Consider the following 18,938-nt stretch of genomic DNA (forward strand, 5'->3'; position numbering starts at 1 on the left):
GCGTTTCGAAAGCGTTTCGAGTACGTACTATTGCGGATGCTACATCCGTGTCGGCACTTCGATACCCAGCAAATCCAACGCCTTGGTCAGAACGGCCAGGGTCAGGGCGCAAAGGCCGAGACGAGCCGCACGCAAATCGGCATCGGGCTCCGACAGAATATGATGCTCGGCGTAAAACCGCGAAAATTCCTGCGCCAATTCAAAGACGTACTCGCACAGGAAATTCGGAGCGCGCTTTTCCTCGGCCGATTCCATCGCTTCGGGTAGCGCCAGAATTTTCAACACCAGCGCGCGTTCCACCGCCGAACGCACGACCGGCGGCGCGGTGACGAAGCCCTGCTCTTCCGCTTTGCGCAGGATGGAGCGGATGCGTACGGCCGCGTACTGCAGATAAGGGCCGGTTTTGCCTTCGAATTTGGTGAAGCGGTCGAGATCGAAGATGTAGTCGGTCAGGCGCCAGTTGGACAGATCGGCGAATTTCAATGCCGCGATGCCGACCTTCTGCGCGATGTCTTCCTGTTCTTCGACCGGATAATCGGCACCGAGACCGGCTTCGGCGATGCGCGCCTTGGCGGCGTCGGTCGTCATGGCGATGAGATCGAACAGTTTCATCACGCCGCCGGCGCGGGTCTTGAACGGCTTGCCGTCGGGCCCGTTCATGGTACCGAAGCCGGCGTGCTCCAGCTCCGCCTTGCCCGCGAGCCCGGATTTCCTGGCGCCGCGGAACACCTGCTCGAAATGGCCGTGCTGGCGCTGGTCAACGACGTAAAGGATGAAATCGGGATCGAACGATTTCACGCGATCGACGATGGTGGCGAGATCGGTGGTGCCGTAGAGCGCCGCGCCATCGGACTTCAGAAGAATCAGCGGCGGCATTTCCTTCTTGTCGTCGGGCTCCGAAATCTGAATGACCAGCGCACCTTCGCTTTCCTCGGCGATGCCGCGGGCCTTGAGGTCGTCGATCATCGGCGGGATCAAGGGATCGACCGAAGCTTCGCCGTTCCACAGATCGAATTCGATACCGAGACTGCCGTATTCGCGCTTCAGGCCTTTCTCCGACACCGCGAAGAAGTGTTTCCACAACGCCATATAACCGGGACGTCCGGCCTGCAGTTCGGCGGTCGCCTTGCGCGCCAGTTCGAGCCGCGCCGGATCGGCCTTGCAGGCGGCCGACGCCGCCGGATAGAGCACCTCGAGGTCGTCCATCGTCACCGGCGATTCATCCGGGTACGGACCAGTGAAATTCGCGTCGAAATAAATCGGCGCCATCCCGCGCAATTCCACTTCGGAAATGAGCTGGCCCATCTGCAAACCCCAGTCGCCGAGATGAACGTCGCCGATCACCTTCCAGCCGTTGGCGCGGAACAGCCGCTTCAGGCTGTCGCCAATGATCGCCGAGCGCAGATGACCGACATGCATCGGCTTGGCGACATTCGGCCCGCCGTAGTCGATCACCATCGTTTTGCCGGTGCCGGTTTCGGGAGCGCCGAGACGGTCGTCCTTGGAGACCGCCGCGACCCGCGCCGCCAGCGCCTCGTCGGTGAGATCGAGATTGATGAAGCCGGGCCCCGCGATCTCGACCTTGGCGAAGATCGGATTCTGCTTCAGCCGGTCGGCAACCTTGGTCGCCAGCGCACGCGGATTGGTTTTCGCCTGCTTGGCCGCGGGAAGCGCGCCGTTGCACTGGAACTGGGCGAGATCGGGCCGGTCGGACCGCTTCACCGTGCCGAATTCGGCAGACAGTCCCTCGGCCGCGAAAGCGTCGGAGACGATCGCGGTCAGTTCGCGGGTCAGCGCCGTCATGGCAGGTACTGCCCCATCTTCTTGTTGTAGTCGATCTGCGCCTGGGTGAGCTGGAAGCCGACCAAGAGGTGGTATTCGTAGGACTTCTTGTCCCGCGCTACCGCGATCTCGATGCCGTCGACCAGTTCTTCCTTCTGCACCTCGGCCGAAGCCTTGGGGAAATCGAATTCCAGCCAGCGGGTCTGCTTGTCGACGATCTGTCCGCCGGCGGTCACGGCGACGTAATACGGCAGCTTGTAATGGGCCGCTTCACCGCCGGGTGCGCGCGTCGCCTTGATGGTCATGGTGACATTGGCGTCGATCGCGTTGATGCGCTTGCTGTAGTCGCAGCGCGTCTTCAGATCCGTGAACTTCGCGGTGTAGACCACGTTCGACGGGTCGGCGCCCTGCGCCGGATCGAACGCCGGAAGAACCGAGGTGTTCGCCAGGATGTTCGCATCCGGACAGACGTTGGCGTTGTCGGAGCGGACGTAATTGATCGCCGACCGCCACGTATCGCAGCCGGACAACGAAATCGCGGCCACCATCAATGCAGCCAAATTCAGGGCGAGCTTTGTGCGTCTCATGGTCTGATGACGAGCCTTCAATGGGGCGGAAGGCGCCTGCCTTCCGGGAAATACGGGATCCGGAACCGGGCATACCACACGGCAGCCCCGCGCGTCACAACGGACTTGTTGCAGCCTGCAGTTGACGGCTGGAAGTGGCCGGACTGTAGCCAAGCGGCCCCGCCATGGGAAGCGCACTCCGGCGCCCCAAAAGCCGCATACCGGCGCCGGATAACGGGGGCGTAATATTCCGGGCGGCGAAGAACCCTCTTTCAACCGGCGCCCCGCACTGGCAATCTTGAGTCGATGGCTGTCTACACCGACGTTTCCTTCGAAGAACTCGAGAGCTTCCTCGCCGGCTACAACATCGGCGCGCCGCTGACGTTCAAGGGCATTGCCGAGGGCGTCGAGAACTCGAATTATTATCTGCAGACTACCAAGGGCGCCTTCATCCTGACCCTCTACGAAAAGCGGGTACGGACGGAGGATCTGCCGTTTTTCCTCGGCCTTTTGGAGCATCTGGCGGCCCGCGGCATCCATTGCCCGCTGCCGGTGCGCAATCTCGCCGGGGCCCAGTCGGTCATTCTGGGCGGCCGGACCGCGGCGCTGTTCACCTTCCTCAATGGCGTGTCGCTGCGCCGGCCGGAAGCGGGACATTGCGCCGCCGCGGGCGCCGCGCTCGCCAAGATGCACGCCGCCGGCAAGGGCTTTGCCCTCACCCGCAAGAATGCGCTCGGCCACGACGGCTGGGACGAATTGGTACAAGCCTGCCTGCCGCGCGCCGACGAGGTCGAGCCGGGCCTCGCGGACCTGATCGCCACCGCCCATCGCGAGATCACCGCCAACTGGCCGAGCGGACTGCCGTCCGGCGTGATCCATGCCGACCTCTTCCCCGACAATGTGCTGTTCATGGGCGCCGAAGTGTCGGGGCTGATCGATTTCTATTTCGCCTGCAACGACGCCTTCGCCTACGACCTCGCGGTGATGCTGAACGCCTGGTGCTTCGAGCCCGACGTCGCCTTCAATGTCACCAAGTCGAAAAGCCTGATCGCAGCATATGCCAAGCAGCGTCCGCTGACGGCGGCGGAGCGCGAGGCGATCCCGACCCTGGCGCGCGGCTCGGCGCTGCGCTTCCTGCTTACCCGGCTGTACGACTGGCTGAATCACGACCCGCACGCCCTCGTCCGCCCCAAGGACCCGCGCGATTACTCGCGCCGGCTCCGCTTCCATCGCAAAGTGCGCGGCGTCGGGGAGTACGGTTTGTGAGTTCGATTGAGATTTTCACCGACGGGGCCTGCACAGGCAATCCCGGCCCTGGCGGTTGGGCGGCGATCCTGCGTGCCGGGGCGCACGAGAAAGAGCTGTTCGGCGGCGAGCGCGCCACCACCAACAACCGCATGGAACTGACCGCCGCGATCAAGGCCTTCGAGGCGCTGAAATCGCCGAGCGAAGTCACGATCTACACGGATTCCCGCTATGTGATGGACGGCGTCACCAAGTGGATGGCGAACTGGAAGCGCAACGGCTGGCGCACCGCCGACAAGAAGCCGGTCAAGAACGAAGAACTCTGGCGCGCCCTCGAAGCCGCCGTGACGCCGCACAAAGTGACCTGGCGCTGGGTCAAAGGCCACGCCGGCCACATCGAGAACGAACGCGTCGATGCGCTGGCGCGCGGAGCGATACCGTAGAGAACTTCTGCCCCCGCGAGTGCGAGGGCAGAAAGAAATCTCACACTTCCTTCAGCATGTGCTCGGCGCTCGATACCGAATAGGCGCCGGGTTCTTCGACCCAGAGCTGCTTGACCGCGCCGTCCTCGATCAGCATGGCGTAGCGCTGGCTGCGGGTGCCCATGCCGAATTTGGTGGCGTCCATCTCAAGGCCCAAGGCCTTGGTGAACTCGGCATTGCCGTCGGCCAGCATGATGACCTTGTCGCCGGCGCCCTGCGCATGGCCCCAGGCGCCCATCACGAAGGCATCGTTGACCGACACGCAGGCGATGAGATCGATCCCTTTGGCGGCGAATTCCCCGGCATACTGGATGAAGCCCGGCAGGTGCTTGGCGCTGCAGGTCGGCGTGAACGCGCCCGGAACCGCGAAAAGCACTGCGCGCTTGCCGGCGAACAACTCGTCGGTTTTGACCGCGCGGGGGGCGCCGTCACGCATCTCAGTGAGTGTTGTCGACGGAATCCGGTCGCCGATTTTGATCGCCATGGGCTTCTCCTTAACGGTGTAAGTTTGGAATGGTTTTAACCTAATGACATGCGTCCGGGAAGCCGCTGTGGTATCGTTTCAGCCATGTCCAAGCATATTTCTCTCGATCCCGAGCCACGCGACAATTTCCTGGAAGGAAAACTGCTGATCGCGATGCCTGGGATGCCCGATCCGCGGTTCGAGAAGAGCGTCATCTTCATGTGCGCCCACTCGGCCAGCGGAGCGATGGGGCTCATCATCAACAAGCCGATCGAAGGCCTGTCGTTCAACGACCTGATGAGCAAGTTCAACATCGAAGTGACCGGCCTTGTCCCCGAGCCCCCGATCCTGTTCGGCGGGCCGGTCAACATGGGACGCGGCTTCGTCCTGCACTCCTCCGATTACGGCACCCCCGACGCCACCCTGACGATCACGTCGGAGATCTCGCTCACCGCCACCACCGACATCCTGGAGGCGATCAGCAAAGGTCGCGGACCGGCCAAGTCGATCCTGGCGCTCGGTTATGCCGGCTGGGGCGACGGCCAGATCGAAAGCGAGATCCTCGCCAACGGCTGGATCCACTGCGACCCCGATCCGAAGCTGATCTTCGACACCGACTACGACGCCAAATGGGAAACCGCCATCGGCAAGCTAGGCGCCCAGATCGCAGGACTGTCGGCGGACGCCGGACGGGCTTAGTTTTCCGCTATTCCCGGAAGCTCTTGGCGATGAAGGTCATGGCCTCGCGGGCGCCGACGGCTTCGGAGAACAGGAAGCCCTGGGCGAATTCGCAGCCGAGTTCGGCTACGCGCGCGGCATCCTCTTCGCTCTCGACGCCTTCGACGATCACCGCACGATTGAGTTCGTGCGCCAGCGACACGATCGACGCCAGCACCACGCCGCCATTCGACTGCGGCGTGCCGTTGAGGAAGCTCTTGTCGATCTTCACGGTGTCGAACGGCAGATCGGCGAATTGCGAGAGGCTCGACATGCCGGTGCCGAAATCGTCGATCGCGAGCCCGGCCCCGAGCTGACGGATCTGACCGGCCAGCGCCCGCGCATCGGCGTCGGTGGCGATGGTGCTCTCGGTCATTTCGAGCTTGAACGAGCCCGGCGCCAATCCGCCGTTCCGCAGCACATCGGCGAGCCGCTGCAACAGATCGGCGTCGCGAAGCTGCCGGCGCGAGAGGTTGACGCTGACGAACAGCGGCTCGGGCAGCGGGAAATAACGCTGCCATTCGGCGAGATCGCTGGCCGCACGGTCGAGCGCGAGACGCCCGAGGGCGACGATGATGCCGGTCTCTTCCGAATGGGCGATGAAATCGGCCGGCTCCACCAGCCCCTTCTGGGGATGGCGCCAGCGCAGCAAGGCTTCGAAACCCGCCACGGTGCGGTCGGCCAGCCGGATGATCGGCTGATAGAAAACCTCGATCTCGCCGCGGTCGATTGCCTGATGCAGATCGGCTTCGAGCACCACCGGATCGGCCGGGGCGTTCGCCTCCATGTCGAGGGTGAAGATGCGCGAACAGTCGCCGCCGTCGCGTTTGGCCTGATTGAGCGCCAGTTCGGCGTTCTTCATCAGGTCGATGGAATTGCGCGCCTCGCGGCCGAGCGCCACGCCGACACTGACCGGCGCAAACACGTTGCGGCCCTCGAAGCCGTGCGCCGCCGAGCAAAGCTGCACCAGACCGGCGCCGATCGCTTCGGGCTTGTCGGTCGGATTGGGCAGCAGCACGGCAAAGCCGTCGCCGCCGGTGCGGAAAATCTGGCCGAAGCCGGAATAGCGCTGGTCGAGGCGCTGGGCGATCTTGAGCAGCACTTCGTCGCCGCCGGCATCGCCGAGACTGGCGTGAATGGCCTTGAAGCGGTCGACATCGAGCACCGCGAACACCACGTCGCGCAGGCGCTCGCCGAGGCCTTCCAGTTCTTCGATCAGCGACACGCGATTGCCGAGGCCGGTGAGCGGATCGCGCAGCGAGCGGTCCATCATCTCGACTTCGGCTTCCTTGCGGGTGGTCACATCGGCCAACAGGCCGACGCAACGTTCCGCCGCTTCGCCGTCGGGGCCCTTCATGGTGGCGCGCAGTTCGAGCCAGGGATAACGGCCCTCCTCGTCCAGCACCCGGAACTCGATCCGGAAGGCGAGACCCGACTGCTTGCGGAATTCGCCCACCGCCTGCTCGTAGACGGCGCGGTCGTCGGGATGGATGCGCTCGATCCAGCGGTAATGCGACAGCCGCCCTTCGCCTACGCCGATCAGCGCGCCGGCCTCGGCCGACAGGACCGCGAAGTCGTTGACGAGATCGAGTTCGAATACGCCCTGCCGCGAAGCGTCGATGGCTTCGAGTGCGGCGTGGGGAACTTCGGGCTCCTTCACCACCTCTTTGACGACTTCCTTGACCACTACCTTCACCGGCGCCGGAGCGGCCGGGCGCGGGGCCGGGGGCGCATGGTGGCGCCACGGGATCACGGTGATGCCCTCGCCTGCGGTCACGGCCAGCGCCAGCATGATGGCGCCCGCCGCAGCAAACCCGCCGGCGAGATCGGGCACGATCGACGCCGAACCGAAGCCGCCGAGCGCCGCAAACGCCGACGTGAGCGAGGCCATGGCGAACAGGCCGACGGCCGGTTGCAGCACCTGCGAGGTGCGCGAGCCGGTGCGCTGGCGCAGGACCAGATAGGCGAACAGGGCCGGCGGCACGATCAGGATCGCGAGATCGGTCAACAGCGTCATGCCGGGGAAGCCGATATAGGCGAGCCCCGAAACGATGAGGAAGCCCAGGATCACTTTGTTGAGCCAGCGCGCCACGGCCGGCCACATCTCGGACATCGGCTCGATCAGGTCGACGAAGCGAACCCCGGCCGCCAGCGCGAGACCGCCGAACAGCGCGGTCAGGCCGTACGGTCCGCCGACACTGGTGACGATCGAGCCATCGAACACACGCAATGCGGCGAGACGGGCGAGCAGCAGCGCGATCAGCGCCAGGGCCGCCCAGCGCGGCGCCCAATGATGGGTCATCACGCCGACGCCGCCTGCAATCGCGGCAGCGGCCGCGATCAGACCGGCCACGGCGGCGACGAAGATGGCGATATTCTTGTTGTGCGCGGCCAGCTCCGGCTCGGTCCAGGCGAGCAGCGAAGGACTGCCGTCGACGCCCACCATGCGGACGGCGATCTCGGCCTTGCCCGACGCCGGGATCGTCAGCCGGAAGCCCTTGCGGCCATAGGCGTTGGATTTCTCGATCAGCACGCCGGGTGTCGTGGTCGCGACCTGCAAGATGGTCGGACGCTGGGCCCGCGGGATAATGGTCAGCCCGCTCGACGGCGCCTCGCCCGCCTGCAGCACGCGGATCGCGGGCCGGGTGCCGTAATTGGCGGCGGCGAACGAGAACCAGGTGCCCGGATCCTTATTGCCGGCCGGTGCGGCGAACGGCTTCAGATACGCCTTCAGCTCGATCAATCCGGCGGTGCTGCCGAGGTCGAGGTCTTTGGGGGCCGTTTGGGCCGCCAGGGCGCACGTCCACATCAGGACGACACACGCAAACGCAAAGGCAAGCCGTTTCATCACAGGCGTTCAGGTCCCCGTAGATATTCTTGTTACGTGCAGGTCAGCCTGTCGGCGCCTCGTCTTCGAGCAGCGCGAACAGGACATGATCCCGCCATTCGCCATTGATCTGCAAATACTTACGCGCAAGACCCTCCTGACGGAACCCTGCCTTGGTCAAGAGATTTTGAGAGGCCTCGTTGGAGGGCAGACAGGCGGCTTCGATCCGGTGCAGGCCGAGAGTCGAAAAAACGAACGGTATCAACGCCCGCACGGCGTCGTACATAAAGCCCTGGCGGGCGAAACGCTGGCCGATCCAATACCCCAGCGAACAGGCTTGCGTGACACCCCGCCGCACATTCGACAGCGTGCAGCCGCCAAGGAGCTGATCGTCTTCCTTGCGATACACGAAGAAGGCGTAGGCCGTGTCCTGCCGAGTCTCTTTCTGATAGCGCCGGATGCGGCGGCGGAAGGCGCCTTTGGTCAGCTCGTCGCGCGCCCAGACCGGTTCCCACGGTGTCAGGAATTCGCGGCTTTCGGCCCGGAGCTTGGCCCAGGGCTTAAAGTCCGGCATGCGCGGATAGCGCAGATAAACCTCGAGCCCCCGTATCACCGGCTGCTGACCGCCGGGGAACGTAAGCCCTCGCATAAACGCCATTGCCCCTGGTTTCATTCCGCCGCGCGCGCCGTTGCCAATCCGAACCGCCCAGCAAATATGCCATAGCGCTCCAGCTTGCCAGCGGGACCGACAGTCGCGACCGAAGGAGCGGCAGTCTGCATCACCTTTTCGCCGAACCGGCGTACCGCCGCGGCGTCCACCGCTTCCAGCTTCTCGGTCATCTCCTGAACCGACAAGACCCGGTCGAAATTGAGAATATGGCCGGCGATCATCTCCGCCCGAGCGCTCGGCCGCTCCAGTCCCATGAGGAAGGACGACTTGAGCTGGGCCTTGGCGCGGGCCACCTCTTCCTCGGTCGCAGTCTCGGCCAGCGAGGCCATCTCGCCTGCCACCAGCGCACCGATCTCGGCCACTTCCGATTCGCCGGTGCCGGTGTAGACCCCCACCACGCCGTCGTCCTTGGAGGACTGGGCGAAGGCATAGATCGAGTAGCAGAGGCCCCGCTTCTCGCGCGCCTCCTGGAACAGGCGGGAGGACATGCCGCCGCCTAGCGCGGTGACGTAGACCTGCGCCACGTGCCAGTCGGGGTCGAGGTTCGACACGGCGGGGAAAGCATAGGCGACATGGGCCTGTTCGAGGTCGCCGCCGATGTGCATCTCGCCGCCGATGTAGCGGGCGGGCTCGGGAGCCTGTGGAGCACCCAGCGCAAGACCGCCGAACTTCTCCTCGGCCAGCCGCACCATGTGGTCGTGGCGCACGGCCCCCGACGCGATCAGGATCATGCTACCAGCGCGATAGTTCTCGCGCATGTAGGCATTGAGATCTTCGCGGCCGAATCCCGACACCGTCGATTCGTCACCGAGAATCGGCCAACCCATCGGCTGATCCGGATATGAGACCTCTTGCAGGTAATCGAAGATGATGTCGTCAGGCGTGTCCTTGGCCTGCCCGATCTCTTGCAGCACTACTTGACGTTCGCGCTCCAACTCATTGGATTCAAACGTGGGTGCCGTGAGGATGTCGGCGAGAATATCGATCGCCAGCGGGATGTCGGCCTTGAGCACGCGCGCGTGGAACGCGGTCTGCTCGCGACTCGTATAGGCGTTGAGGAATCCGCCGACCGATTCCATTTGCTCGGCGATGTCGCGTGCGGTGCGAGTCGTCGTGCCTTTGAAGGCCATGTGTTCGAGCATGTGCGAGATGCCCATCACATTGCGAGACTCGTTGCGCGCACCGGCATTGACCCACACACCAACGGCGGCGGATTCAAGTTGCATCATCGGATCAGTAACGACTACCAACCCGTTGGAAAGTCGAGAGATTTTGGCGTTCATGGCCGGAGGACAATAGCCTCGATCAGCCCCCTCACCAAGCCCTTTTCGGCCGCAGTGACATGACAGTTTTCTTCACCTTCGAGAGCTGCCTTAAGCCTCGGAGGCACCTCCGGAATCCGACTCGTTGCCTGGTTAACGGCGTCCGGGAACTTGGCCGGATGGGCTGTCGATAGGACAACAACCGGTACCTTTTTCGACAACTTCAGATTGAAGGCGGCGGCCACGGCGACACCGGTGTGGGGGTCGATCAGGCGTCCGGTTTCGCGCTCCACCTGAGCGATGGCGGCCAGGGTTTCGGCATCGTCGGCCCGCATCGCGGCGTAGCGCGAGCGCAAGTCGGCGAGGATCGGCGGCGACAGCGTCAGCGACTTGTCGGCGGCGAAGGTCGCCATCTGCTCGCGCGTCCAGGCGGCGTCTCTGCCGCTCGCTTCGAACAGCGCGCGCTCGAAATTGGAAGCGACCTGGATGTCCATCGACGGGCTCAGGGTCGGCTGCGCCCGCCCCGCTTCGTAGACGCCCTCGTTGAGAGCGCGGGCCATGATGTCGTTCGAATTGGTGGCTACCCACAATTTATCCACAGGGGCACCCATCCGCCACGCGGCCTCGCCGGCGAAGACGTCGCCGAAATTGCCGGTCGGCACGACGAACAGGGGGGCCGTCCCCAGCTCGGCGGCGGCGGTGAAGTAGTAGACCGCCTGGGCGGCGATGCGGGCGAAGTTGATCGAGTTGACCGCCGTCAGGCTGACGGCCTTGGCGAAGTCGGTCTCGGCGAACAGCGCCTTCACGATTCCCTGGGCGTCGTCGAAGGTCCCCTCGATGGCGATGTTGTGGACGTTGGCGTAAGGCGCCGTGGTCATCTGGCGGCGCTGGACCTCGCTGACCCGCCCCTTGGGGTGGAGGACGAAGACCTCGATGTTCTCGAGCCCGCCCAGCGCGGCGATGGCCGCCGAGCCGGTATCGCCCGAGGTCGCCGCCAGCACCGTGGCCCGCCCGCCCTGCCGCTTGAGGGCGCGGGCAAACAATCGGCCGAGGATCTGGAGCGCGACGTCCTTGAACGCCAGCGTCGGGCCGTGGAACAGCTCCATCAGATAAAGGTCGGGGCCGATGGCGACGAGCGGTGCAATGCGCGGGTCGGTGAAGCTGGCGTAGGCCGAGGCGATGTCGGCCTTGAGTTCGTCGGCTGAGAAGCTGTCGCCGATCAGCCGTCCCATCACCGCCTCGGCGACGTCCTGATACGGCTTGCCCTTGAAGGCGGCGACCTCGTCCGGCGTGAAGCGCGGCCAAGCCTCCGGCAGATACAGCCCGCCATCGGGCGCGAGGCCCGCCAGCAGCATGTCGGCAAACGAAATCAGGGGCGATTGCCCGCGGGTCGAGAGATAGCGCATGGGATCGGCAACAATGTTGTTCGAGTGATCAAGACGGGCGCACTAAAAGCACGTTTTGGCTTCGGTGTCATTCCCGGCCCACCAGCGCCTTGCGAAAGGCGCGGTCGCGCTTCAGGTGCCATTCCCGGCTCATGGCTTCGTGGCGGGTTTGATAGCGTTCGGCGTAGAGCAGGAACCACACCCGCCCGCGCGTGGATTTGGCGCCGGTCCCGGCGTTGTGACGGGCCACGCGCTGGTCGAGATCGGTCGTCCAGCCGACATAGGTCCGCTTCAGCCCCCGCACTTCGCTGCCGAGAACGTAGACGAAGGCGTTCATGGCCCGCTCTATTTCCCCGGCACCTCGACCGCCGCTTCCACGGCCGCTTCGTCGGCGACCTTGTCCAGCCACTTCGGCGCATACGGCACCGGGTTGTCGCGCAGGGCCTTGAGCAGCGCCCGCGGATTGGCGTCGATCACCAGCGTGCTGCGATGGATGGACTTCAGGAAGCGCTCGGCGACGACCTGATCGAGAAACTCCGCCAGCTTGTCGTAGAACCCGGCCGCGTTCAGCAGCGCCACCGGCTTGGGATGGATGCCGAGCTGCGCCCAGGTCCAGGCCTCGAACAATTCCTCGAAGGTGCCAATGCCGCCCGGCAGCGCGACGAACCCGTCCGACAGCTCGGCCATCATCGCCTTGCGGTCGTGCATGGTGGGGACGACTTCGAGCCGCGTCAGCCCCGTGTGCGACAGCTTATGACCGTGCAGTTGTTCGGTAATGACGCCGATCACCTCGCCGCCCTTGGCCAGCGCCGCATCCGCCGCCACGCCCATCAAACCGATATTGCCGCCGCCATAGACCAGGCCGATGCCCTCTTCCGCCAACAGCGCGCCAAGCTCCGCCGCAGCGGCGCGATACTCGGGCCGCGCCCCCATGCTGGAACCGGCATAAACACAAATTCTCACGACACGTCCTCCATTTCGAGGAGGGAAATAGTGATCGCGCAGGCGCGGGTCAAATCACGAGAAATTTTCCACGCGGAGGCGCGGAGATTTCGTGCCAACCCAGGTAACGCGATCGCCAGTCACAGCGGTTTCACCGCGTCTCCGCGGCTCCGCGTGCCCAATCGCCCCTTCTGAACGTGGAATGCCACGTAAACGCCGATCAGCGCGACCGCGAGCAGATACCACGTGACGGCGTATTGCAGATGTTCGTTGCGGAAGCTGACGACCGTATGCCCGCCTTGCGGCCAGCCGCCGGGATTAGGCGTGGCGTCGGCTTCGACCAACACCGGCGCCGCGATCCGGATTTGATCGGCGGCGGCGATGGCGGCAACATCGCGGACGAACCACAGTCGGCGGGCCGGTTGCGGAATTGGCGTGAACAGTCCCGGCACCGATCCGCTGCGCCAGACGCCGACGACGTGCACCGTGCCTTGCACCTGACCGGCGCGGCGGCGCGACGGATCGAGCAGTTTCTCCGGCACGATGCCGCGATCGACCAACAGCGTGCGGCCGTCTTCGAGCGTCAGTGGCGTCACGACGTGATAGGCCGGCCCGCCTTCCACCACGCCGTAGACGTAGGCCTCCTTGCCGTGATCGAAGCGGCCGGTGAGCGCGACGCGGCGGTATTCGGCATTCTTGCCGAGCGCGAGTGCGGTATCGAGCGACACCGGCGGCAGCGTGAGATTGCGGTTCACGGCCGCGATCAGTCCCAGCTTCCAGTGCAGCCGCTGCACCTGCCACGTCCCCAACGCGATCAGCGCCGCCAGCAAAACGAGCGTGGCGACGGTGAAAGCCGGCAGGGGGCGGAAGAAAAAGCGCATGGCGGGTATCCGGGATCGCGGCCGAACTATAGCCCATCCGGAGCCGGCCGGCGTCTCGTAACGATCAGGCGATTGTTGCCAAAATGACCGCCTGCTATTGTTGCATCCGTTGGCATAATCGATTGGGGGACAACATGCCGTCGAACGTACGCAGTTTTCTCGGTCTCGCCCTTCTGGCGCTGGCGATCAGCATCGTCGCGGCCGTGATCGGTTTCGACGAAGCCGTCGCCATGGTGCCGATGCCCAACGCGGCCACGGTCATCATGATCGCCGACGTCGTCGTGTTCGCGATATCGTTCGCCCTCATCGCCGCCGCCGGCTGGGGCCGTCAGAACTGGGCCCGCTGGGTCATTCTCATCTTCTTCCTGGTCGAGCTGGCCTCGCTGGCGATGTCGTTCCCGAAGCTGATGACGATGAGCTCGTTCCAGATCGGAACCGCCGTGATCACCACTCTGATGAAGGCCGCGGCCCTGTTCTTCGCCTTCACCGGCAACGCCAAGGAATGGTTCCAGCCGAAGCGGGTTTGATTACCCGCCGGTCGTCAGGCCTTGGCCGAAGACGTAGATGCTGGTGAACAGGAACAGCCAGATCACGTCGACGAAATGCCAGTACCACGCCGCGGCTTCGAAGCCGAAATGGCGGGTCGGGGTGAAGTGGCCGAGGATGGCGCGTGCCAGGCAGACGGTGAGGAACACGGTGCCGACGATGACGTGGAAGCCGTGGAAGCCGGTCGCCATGAAGAAGGTCGAACCGTAGATCGCGCCGAGATTGCCCTGCCCCGCCACCAACGTCGCGTGCGCCGGATCGGTGAAGGGCGCGAGCGCCGCGCCGTTGAGGCCGAAGGTGAAAGGCGCGTGGGCGTATTCGTAGGCCTGGATGCAGGTGAAGCTGATGCCGAGGATCACCGTCAGCACCAGACCCTGAACCGCACCCTTTTTGTCGCCGGTCTGAATGGCGTGATGGGCCCAGGTGACCGTCGTGCCCGACGTGAGCAGGATCACGGTGTTGAGCAGCGGGAAATGCCACGGATCGAGGGTGACGATGCCTTGCGGCGGCCAGCCCGACAGCGACGCGTCGTGCGGGAACAGGCTGAAATTGAAATAGGCCCAGAACCACGCCACGAAGAACATCACTTCCGAAGCGATGAACAGCAGCATGCCATAGCGAAGGCCGAGCTTGACCACCGGCGTGTGCTGGCCCTCGACCACGGACTCGGTCACGACATCGCGCCACCAGCCCGCCATGGTGTAGAGCACCAGCGCGAGCCCGATCGCGAAGATCCACGGCACGCCGGCCATCACGCCGAAACCGGCGTAGCTCTTGTTCATCCAGAACACGGCGCCGACCATCATGATGAAGGCGCCGAGCGATCCGACCACCGGCCACGGGCTCGGCTCGACCAGATGGTAATCGTGTTTGACGTTGCCGTGCGCCATTGCGGGGTCCTACGGATGTATCCGAACCATCGTCATTACATAGAAAAGCACGACCAGTCCGGCCAGTACCAGCGCAATCGCCACATTCCGCCGCTTCCGTTCGCGGGCGGTTTTCTTCGGGTCAACATCGAGTCCGTCATACTGCGGCATGGACCACGCGTTCCACGATCAGGGCGGCGAACAGCGCGAAGAGATAAAGGAGCGTCACCGCGAACAGGCGCCGTGCTGCGGGTTCTTTGGTTTCGTCGCGCTCGACCGTGACCTGCACCGCGCGCCACAGCAGCAGGCCGCCGAGAACTGCCGAAGCGGCAAGATAAAGCGGCCCCGCCATGCCGAGCACGTAAGGCAGCAGCCCGAGCGGTACCAGCAGCAGCGAATAGGCGACGATGTGCAGACGGGTCGACCGCTTGCCGGACACGACCGGCAGCATCGGTACGCCGGCGCGGGCGTAATCGGCATTCGAGAACAGCGCCAGCGACCAGAAGTGCGGCGGTGTCCACATGAAAATGATGGCGACCAGCAGCAGCGGCTGCCACGCCAGCGTTCCGGTCACGGCGGCCCAGCCGATGGCGGGCGGCATCGCACCCGACAACCCGCCGATGACGATGTTCTGCGGCGTGCGCCGCTTGAGCGCCAGGGTGTAGACGCCGACGTACCAGAAGATCGTGAACGCCAGAAGCGCGGCGGCAAGCGCGTTCACGAACAGCAGCATCAACGCCACCGACGCGACCGACAGGCTCCAGCCGAAACCGAGCGCCTCGCCGCGGCTGATCACGCCCGACGGAATGGGACGCGACGCGGTGCGCTTCATCAACCGGTCGATGTCGGCTTCATAGGCCATGTTGAGCGCGCCCGAGGCACCCGCCCCGACCGCGATACACAGCAGCGCCGAAAATGCCGTCAGCGGATGGATGGGTCCCGGCGCCACCACCAGCCCGGCGAGCCCGGTGAAGATCACGAGCGACATCACCCGCGGCTTCAGCAGCGAAAAGTAATCCTCGACCGTCGCAATCGGACGGGAAAGCTCGGCGACGGTCATGACGGTCTCTTTCCTCCCCTGCGGTTCTCAAACCGGAGAGCCGCACGGCGTTTGGATAGCGGGGGAGGTGCCGAGCCCTTGCGAGGCGGAGGGGGGACTGTCGTGATCTCTGCTTTGATCGAGCAAGCCCCCCTCCGTCTTGCCGTTGTACGGCAAGCCACCTCCCCCGCTATTTCGCGAGAGTGTGGAGGCGGAGAATTCGACTCCGCGGGGGAGGAAAGAGGGAGGCTCACGCTCAGTTCATCCTTTCTCGTTCAGCTTGTGCGCGCCTTTTTCAGCGCCTTGGCCGTCGCGCGGCGTTTGGCGCGGCGTTGCGATTTGTGGCGGGCGGCTTCGTCGAGTTCCTTGAGCAAGGCTTCGGCGGCACGTTTCTTCGCCACCGCGGCGGACGGCTTTTTCTTCCCCGGCTTGCCGCTGCCGAGCACCATGGCTTCGACCAGCGGTTCGGGATGACCGACCTTATAGATCTGATCGGCCAATTTGGCCTCGGCGCGCTCGTCCTCGGTCGCGACACCGCCGAGTGCCTGCTTGGACAGGTGGCGGACGGCGCGGGACGAACGGGCCTTGAATGCCGGTTTGCCGGACCGCGATCCGACTTTGCCGGGAAGCTGTTTGCGGGTCTTCGAACCTGATTTCTTTTCTGTGGAGATTTTCATGGTTCTCACGTGATTTTGGGTAGCTCGTTATACGTATGGAACGGCGGCGGCGATGACAGGGTCCATTCCAGAGTCGTCGCCCCGACGCCCCAGGGATTGTCTCCTGCTTTGCGCTTCTTGGCAAAGGCTTCCACGAGCACGATTAGGAAAACCACAACGCCGAGCCCCGCCGTAAAGGCGCCGAGCGACGAGACGAAATTCCATCCGGCAAAAGCTTCGTTGTAGTCGGCGATGCGGCGCGGCATGCCGGAGAGCCCCAGAAAATGCATGGGGAAGAACGCAAAATTAACACCGACGAAGGTTATCCAAAAATGAATCTTCGCCAATGTCTCATTGTACATGATGCCGAAGAACTTGGGAAACCAGAAGTACCAGCCGGCGAAAATCGCGAACACGGCGCCCAGGCTCAGGACGTAGTGGAAGTGCGCCACGACGTAATAGGTATCCTGCAGCACCACGTCGACGCCCGCATTGGCCAGCACCACGCCCGTCACCCCGCCCACGGTGAAGAGGAAGATGAAGGCGATGGCGAACAGCATCGGCACCTTGAACTCGATCGAGCCGCCCCACATGGTGGCGATCCAGGAGAACACCTTGATGCCGGTCGGCACCGCGATGACCATGGTCGCGAACACGAAATAGGCCTTGGTGTCGACGCTGAGGCCCACCGTGTACATATGGTGCGCCCACACCAAAAAGCCGATGAAGCCGATCGACACCATGGCGTAGGCCATGCCGAGATAGCCGAACACCGGCTTCTTCGAGAACGTCGCCACGATATGGCTGATCATGCCGAAGCCCGGCAGGATCAGGATGTAGACCTCGGGATGGCCGAAGAACCAGAACAGATGCTGGTAGAGGATCGGATCGCCGCCGCCGGCGGGATTGAAGAAGCTGGTGCCGAAATGGCGGTCGGCCAGGAGCATGGTGATGGCGCCCGCCAGAACCGGCAGCGACAGCAGCAGCAGGAAGGCGGTCACCAAGACGCTCCACACGAACAGCGGCATCTTGTGCAGCGTCATGCCGGGCGCGCGCATATTGAGGATGGTGGTGATGAAATTGATGGCGCCGAGGATCGATGAGGCGCCCGCGATGTGCAGCGCGAAGATCACGAGGTCCATCGCCGGACCGGGCGAGCCGGTGGTGGTCAGCGGCGCATAGGCCGTCCAGCCCGAGCCCGCCCCTGCCCCGCCGCTGTCGCCTTCGACGAACATCGACAGGATCAAAAGCGCGAACGAGAACGGCAGCAGCCAGAACGAGATGTTGTTGAGCCGCGGGAACGCCATGTCGGGCGCGCCGATCATCAGCGGCACCAGCCAGTTGCCGAAACCGCCGATCATCGCCGGCATGATCATGAAGAAGATCATGATGAGGCCGTGGCCGGTGACGAACACGTTGAAGGCGTGGGCGTTGTGGAAATACTGCAGCCCCGGTTCCATCAACTCGAGCCGCATCATCATCGACAGCAGCCCGCCGACGATGCCGGCGACCACCGCGAACCACAAATACATCATGCCGATGTCTTTGTGGTTGGTGGAATAGACGTAGCGCCGCCAGCCGTGCGGATGATCCTCGTGGGCGGGATGCTGGTCCAGCTGCGTGTAAGCCAATTCAGCCATTCTCGTTTCCCGTCAGTTGGAAGCTACGCGCGCGGTATCGTCTGCCGCGTACTTTTTCTTGGCCATGGCAAGCCATGCCCGGTAGGCGGGCTCGGACACCACCTTCACCTCGATAGGCATGAACGCGTGATTGGCCCCACACAGTTCCGAGCACTGGCCGTAATAGGTTCCCTCGCGGGTGGCGCGGAACCAGGTGTGGTTGAGGCGGCCGGGAATGGCGTCCATCTTCACGCCGAAGGCCGGGACCGCCCAGGAATGGATGACGTCGGCGCCGGTGGTGATGACTTCGACGTTCTTGTTCACCGGCACCACCACCGGATTGTCGGTCCCCAGCAGCCGCGGCTTGCCGGCCTGTTTGGCGGCGGTCTCCGGCAGCATGTTGGAGTCGAATTGGAACCCGCCGTCCTTGGGATAGACGTAGGTCCAGTACCATTGGTGCCCCACCGCCTGGATGGTGACGTCCGGCTTGGGAATATCCGCTTCGTAATAGAGCAGCTTGAACGACGGGATCGCGATGATGACGAGGATGATGACCGGCGCCAGCGTCCACATCATCTCCAGCGCCGTATTGTGATGGGTCTTGGACGGAACCTGATGGGTGCGGCTGTTGAAACGCACCATCACCGTAACCAGAAGCCCCGCCACCAGCACGCAGATCGCCGTCACAATCCACACCAGCTCGGTATGGAAATGGGACAGCCGCTCCATCACCGGTGTGACCGGTGCCTGCAATCCGACTTGCCAGTCGCGGACCTGCCAATCGCGGGCGGCCTGCGCCGGACCTGACATCAGGGACAGGCCCAGGGCCGAAAGGACGAGTCTGAGCGACATGTCTGCGCCTCGTGGATGTGCGGAAGACTTGGCGTTGAATTCCGTCGGAGGGAGATTACTTTAATAATTCCAATTCAAAACTCTATCGGCGATTTCGACGGCACACAGGTGCGACAGGATGCCGCAAATTTCGCC

Annotated in this window: 19 protein-coding genes; 4 read left to right on the top strand and 15 right to left on the bottom strand. The window is 64.0% G+C overall.

The genetic code is table 11. The features are described 5' to 3' along the window. Positions 1-39: 39 nt before the first annotated feature. The gene (argS, locus tag FHS84_RS05170) at positions 40-1,803 is read right to left on the bottom strand and encodes an arginine--tRNA ligase (protein ID WP_166931211.1); all 1,764 of its coding nucleotides are present in this window, start codon (positions 1,801-1,803) and stop codon (positions 40-42) included. Continuing rightward, the gene (locus tag FHS84_RS05175) at positions 1,800-2,369 is read right to left on the bottom strand and encodes a hypothetical protein (protein WP_166931214.1); all 570 of its coding nucleotides are present in this window, start codon (positions 2,367-2,369) and stop codon (positions 1,800-1,802) included. Before FHS84_RS05175 ends, argS begins: the two co-directional genes overlap by 4 nt. Before the next feature lie 285 nt (positions 2,370-2,654). Between FHS84_RS05175 and thrB the strand changes: the two genes are divergently transcribed. Both thrB and rnhA read left to right on the top strand, forming a co-directional pair. After that, the gene (gene thrB, locus FHS84_RS05180) at positions 2,655-3,614 is read left to right on the top strand and encodes a homoserine kinase (protein WP_166931217.1); all 960 of its coding nucleotides are present in this window, start codon (positions 2,655-2,657) and stop codon (positions 3,612-3,614) included. Further along, complete coding sequence (rnhA, locus tag FHS84_RS05185; protein ID WP_166931220.1) at positions 3,611-4,036, top strand: ribonuclease HI; 426 nt, start codon at positions 3,611-3,613, stop codon at positions 4,034-4,036. Before thrB ends, rnhA begins: the two co-directional genes overlap by 4 nt. Before the next feature lie 40 nt (positions 4,037-4,076). Here the strand turns inward: rnhA and FHS84_RS05190 are convergent, their stop codons facing one another. After that, positions 4,077-4,559, bottom strand: a complete 483-nt coding sequence (locus FHS84_RS05190; RefSeq protein WP_166931223.1) for a peroxiredoxin — start codon at positions 4,557-4,559, stop codon at positions 4,077-4,079. Positions 4,560-4,643: 84 nt separating this feature from the next. Here FHS84_RS05190 and FHS84_RS05195 point away from each other — a divergent pair, with 84 nt between their 5' ends. Beyond that, positions 4,644-5,237 (top strand): YqgE/AlgH family protein, encoded by a 594-nt coding sequence (locus tag FHS84_RS05195; RefSeq protein WP_166931226.1) that lies wholly within the window; start codon positions 4,644-4,646, stop codon positions 5,235-5,237. A gap of 7 nt (positions 5,238-5,244) precedes the next feature. Here the strand turns inward: FHS84_RS05195 and FHS84_RS05200 are convergent, their stop codons facing one another. The 7 genes from FHS84_RS05200 to FHS84_RS05230 all read right to left on the bottom strand — a co-directional run bounded on the left by FHS84_RS05200 (position 5,245) and on the right by FHS84_RS05230 (position 13,222). Then, positions 5,245-8,103 carry a putative bifunctional diguanylate cyclase/phosphodiesterase gene (locus FHS84_RS05200; protein ID WP_166931229.1) on the bottom strand — a complete coding sequence of 953 codons (2,859 nt, stop codon included), beginning with the start codon at positions 8,101-8,103 and terminating at the stop codon, positions 5,245-5,247. Positions 8,104-8,146: 43 nt separating this feature from the next. Next, entirely contained in the window at positions 8,147-8,740 is a 594-nt protein-coding gene (locus FHS84_RS05205; protein ID WP_166931232.1) for a GNAT family N-acetyltransferase, read from the bottom strand. Between the two features lie 11 nt (positions 8,741-8,751). Next, positions 8,752-9,978 carry a M16 family metallopeptidase gene (locus FHS84_RS05210; protein ID WP_208393703.1) on the bottom strand — a complete coding sequence of 409 codons (1,227 nt, stop codon included), beginning with the start codon at positions 9,976-9,978 and terminating at the stop codon, positions 8,752-8,754. 53 nt (positions 9,979-10,031) lie between these two features. After that, on the bottom strand, positions 10,032-11,420 hold the full coding sequence (thrC, locus tag FHS84_RS05215) for a threonine synthase (RefSeq protein WP_166931238.1): 1,389 nt from the start codon (positions 11,418-11,420) through the stop codon (positions 10,032-10,034). A 67-nt stretch (positions 11,421-11,487) separates the two neighbouring features. Continuing rightward, positions 11,488-11,736 carry a GIY-YIG nuclease family protein gene (locus FHS84_RS05220; RefSeq protein WP_166931241.1) on the bottom strand — a complete coding sequence of 83 codons (249 nt, stop codon included), beginning with the start codon at positions 11,734-11,736 and terminating at the stop codon, positions 11,488-11,490. Between the two features lie 8 nt (positions 11,737-11,744). Beyond that, complete coding sequence (locus FHS84_RS05225) at positions 11,745-12,362, bottom strand: TIGR00730 family Rossman fold protein (protein WP_208393704.1); 618 nt, start codon at positions 12,360-12,362, stop codon at positions 11,745-11,747. A 119-nt stretch (positions 12,363-12,481) separates the two neighbouring features. Then, on the bottom strand, positions 12,482-13,222 hold the full coding sequence (locus FHS84_RS05230; RefSeq protein WP_166931244.1) for an SURF1 family protein: 741 nt from the start codon (positions 13,220-13,222) through the stop codon (positions 12,482-12,484). A 134-nt stretch (positions 13,223-13,356) separates the two neighbouring features. On the opposite strand from FHS84_RS05230, the gene FHS84_RS05235 reads away from it, so the two are divergent. Then, a complete protein-coding gene (locus FHS84_RS05235) occupies positions 13,357-13,749 on the top strand; it encodes a hypothetical protein (RefSeq protein WP_166931247.1) in 393 nt (130 codons plus the stop codon). Here the strand turns inward: FHS84_RS05235 and FHS84_RS05240 are convergent, their stop codons facing one another. From FHS84_RS05240 to coxB, 5 genes are all read right to left on the bottom strand, one after another. Continuing rightward, positions 13,750-14,658, bottom strand: coding sequence for a cytochrome c oxidase subunit 3 (locus tag FHS84_RS05240; protein ID WP_166931250.1), 909 nt, complete (start codon positions 14,656-14,658; stop codon positions 13,750-13,752). It abuts the gene before it with no gap. A 136-nt stretch (positions 14,659-14,794) separates the two neighbouring features. Beyond that, a complete protein-coding gene (locus FHS84_RS05245; protein ID WP_166931253.1) occupies positions 14,795-15,697 on the bottom strand; it encodes a heme o synthase in 903 nt (300 codons plus the stop codon). A gap of 254 nt (positions 15,698-15,951) precedes the next feature. Then, a complete protein-coding gene (locus FHS84_RS05250; protein ID WP_166931256.1) occupies positions 15,952-16,353 on the bottom strand; it encodes a hypothetical protein in 402 nt (133 codons plus the stop codon). Positions 16,354-16,358: 5 nt separating this feature from the next. Continuing rightward, positions 16,359-17,972 carry a cytochrome c oxidase subunit I gene (gene ctaD, locus FHS84_RS05255; protein ID WP_166931259.1) on the bottom strand — a complete coding sequence of 538 codons (1,614 nt, stop codon included), beginning with the start codon at positions 17,970-17,972 and terminating at the stop codon, positions 16,359-16,361. Positions 17,973-17,984: 12 nt separating this feature from the next. Further along, the gene (gene coxB / locus FHS84_RS05260; RefSeq protein WP_166931262.1) at positions 17,985-18,803 is read right to left on the bottom strand and encodes a cytochrome c oxidase subunit II; all 819 of its coding nucleotides are present in this window, start codon (positions 18,801-18,803) and stop codon (positions 17,985-17,987) included. Positions 18,804-18,938 lie beyond the last annotated feature (135 nt).

Origin of the sequence: Rhizomicrobium electricum, assembly GCF_011762045.1 — a bacterium.
GTDB classification, from domain to species: domain Bacteria; phylum Pseudomonadota; class Alphaproteobacteria; order Micropepsales; family Micropepsaceae; genus Rhizomicrobium; species Rhizomicrobium electricum.